This is a genomic window from Niastella vici (assembly GCF_002077945.1).
Lineage (GTDB): Bacteria > Bacteroidota > Bacteroidia > Chitinophagales > Chitinophagaceae > Niastella > Niastella vici.
This window is the reverse complement of record NZ_LVYD01000082.1, coordinates 1-3,017: the sequence shown is the minus strand read 5'-3', so window position 1 is coordinate 3,017 and position 3,017 is coordinate 1. Positions and strand designations below refer to the sequence as shown.

Sequence of the window (3,017 nt, the reverse complement as noted above, 5' to 3'; positions counted from 1 at the left end):
GGAGGCAACGAACCGCTCTACCCGGAACCATATCATGAAAGATTTATTGAAAAATCAACGATTTGCGTATATATTAAAGCGATTAACTGTTTGCAATTGCTGCTATTAAACTCTTTTTAAGTGCATTTCAGGCACCGCTGAAACCATCAGGGGGAATTGTTCAACCGTTAAATTCGCGGGGTCTAATCCAAATCCTCTTGATTCTGATAAACTTATTTTTTTCAGGCGGAAATAAAAATCCATGATCATCCGCTCAACCACTGGTAATTCATTGTCGGAGCTTAAATATTTTTCCATTACAATGAAGTGGACATCGCCAACAGGATTGTTTTTATGCATAGCATCATAACCCGCCGGAATGATCACTTCTTTATTGTGTATCAATTCGGCTATAATATAGCGGAACATCAAATGTACATCGGGATCGATGCGGAAGCCTAATCTTAACTCAATGCGTATGATGCTGTTCGGTATTACATGGGTCACTTTGTATTCCTTTAAATAGGGGTCATCGGTAGTATGCACATGCACGAACCAGTAAACATCTGCCCGTTTGGGTACTTTGCCTAAAATGGAATGTACTATTTTATGCTCTACTTCTTTGGTGTTATCGGAGCTTGTTAAGTAAACCAGGTGATTCGTATATTTTGGGATCGAGCGGTCGCGGCTTATTGAAAGGATCATTGGAATATAATCTTCCAAACGAACCAGTTCAACATAGCGGTTCTTGATCTTCCGGGCCCTGTACCAGATATACATTACGCCAATTATGCCAACTTCAAATACCAGGAACATCCATCTTTGTTTGATCTTGGCTACATTGGCAATAAAGAAAGAGATCTCAACTGTTAAAAATACCATTAAAACCAGGCTGATTATTATCATGTGCCATTTCTTATGAAACTTCATGTAATAAAACATCAGTATGGTGGTCATCAGCATGGCAATGGTGATGGAGAATCCATAAGCGGCTTCCATATGACTCGATTCTCTGAAATAGAGCATTACGGCAACGCAGCCTATCCATAAGATCCAGTTAATGCTTGGAATATAGATCTGGCCACGTATATCGGTAGGATATTTTACTTTAATTTTTGGCCAGAAGATCAACCGCACCGCTTCATTGATGAGGGTGAACGATCCGCTGATCAATGCCTGACTGGCAATAATAGTGGCTGCCGTTGAAATAATGATACCAATGAGCAGGAAGGCGTGTGGCATGATCTCATAAAAGGGATTCAGATCGTTCAATGAAGATTTGCCACGGAGTAACACCCACGCACCCTGGCCAAAATAATTGAGCAGTAAAGTGGTTTTTACAAAGATCCAGCTCACCTGGATATTCTTTTTACCGCAGTGCCCCAGATCTGAGTATAACGCTTCTGCACCTGTGGTACAAAGGAAAATGGCGCCCAGTAACCAGAAACCATTGGGGTAGTGTACCAACAAATTGTATCCATACACAGGATTTATTGCTTTTAAGATCTGCGGGTAATGCGCTATCTGGTTGATGCCTAAAACCCCGATCATCGTAAACCAGATGAGCATCATGGGGCCAAATGCACTGCCTACTACCTTGGTGCCAAATTGCTGAAAGAAAAACAGGAGAGAGAGAATGCCTATAATAATGCTGACCGTCAATGTATTTCCGGGAACAATAAATTTTTCAAAACCCGACACGCCGTTCAGTCCTTCGATGGCTGAGGATACCGAAATGGGCGGTGTAATAATGCCATCGGCCAGTAACGTACCGGCGCCTATAATGGCCGGCAAAAATAACCAGCGGCGGTACCGGCGTACCAATGCAAATAAGGAGAATATACCTCCTTCGCCGCGATTATCGGCCTGCAGGGTAAGTAAGATATACTTGAAAGTGGTTTGTAAAGTGAGTGTCCATAAAACGCACGACAGTCCGCCGTAGATCAATTCGTCGGTTACGGGCCGGCTTCCAATTATGCTTTTTAATACATAGAGTGGGGAAGTGCCGATGTCACCATAAATGATTCCCAAAGTAATTAACAGGCCAGCCAGGGATACCTTATCCAGTTGTTTGCTCACAGCAGTACGTGTATAAAAATTAAAAATTAGTTTGGGTTGTTCACACAACGCCCCTGGCGTTTGCGCCAATTGTGTGCCATGCCAGGAAAAAATCAGGAGGAGGAAGCCAAATGCAGCCAGGTAGCGGGTTTGCGCAATTGAAAATTTCAGGTGGGCAATTGGGCTAAAAGTAAAACCCTTTCATTTTGAAAGGGTGGTTTTTCAAAATGAAAGGGTTTGTATTATGCAGGGCAGGTAGTTGCACTAACACCCGATTGGTGACCCCAGGGCTGTGGAATGGCCGCAATTGTTTTTTTAAAAAAAAGTCCCCCGATAAATCGGAGGACTTTTATAATAACACCTATAGAACAAATTATTGATTTAACTGCAATAACTTACCTGTTATTGTTTTATTTCCTACCCGCAGCACATAGACCAATTGGGCCGATTTCAGTGAGGGCAGACTTACCTCGAAGGTATTGGGTCCCTGCTGAATGTGCCCCTGGAAAATGGTTCGAACCTTTTGCCCAAGCATATTGAACATTTCCAGACTGCCATTGCCTGCTTCAGGAGCGGTTACCAAAAATTTAACGTTGTTGTTAAATGGATTGGGAAGCGCTTTGATGGTAAGTTGGCCACCTATGTTCAGGTCATTGGTTAAAGTCTGCGTGTTGTTTTCTGTGCCGGTTGTTAATCTTGCTCCGGATGAACAATTGGATGCATCACAAAGAACGGCTGATGAAATACAACCCGAACTTATTTTTCTAACCTTTATACCGGTTACCGAACCTGCAGCCAGCGGGCTGAACAGCGGATTGCTCTGCCAGGTTGTACCATTATCTATGCTATACTCATAATCTGATCCAAGCGGGCTCAGTATTGTTATACTGCCTGTTGATGGTCCGCACAGCGAAGGTTGAACCGCGCAGAATGTTGGCGCATTTGGTGCGTTGGTATTTACAGTAACAGTTACATCATCT

General features: G+C 43.0%; 2 protein-coding genes. Both read right to left on the bottom strand.

Features of this window, described 5'->3' with window-relative positions:
- Window positions 1–105: 105 nt before the first annotated feature.
- Entirely contained in the window at window positions 106–2,058 is a 1,953-nt protein-coding gene (locus A3860_RS33065; protein WP_081154805.1) for a KUP/HAK/KT family potassium transporter, read from the bottom strand.
- 352 nt (window positions 2,059–2,410) lie between these two features.
- The coding region (locus tag A3860_RS33060) for a T9SS type A sorting domain-containing protein (RefSeq protein ID WP_143774388.1) at window positions 2,411–3,017 on the bottom strand (607 nt) is incomplete at its 5' end.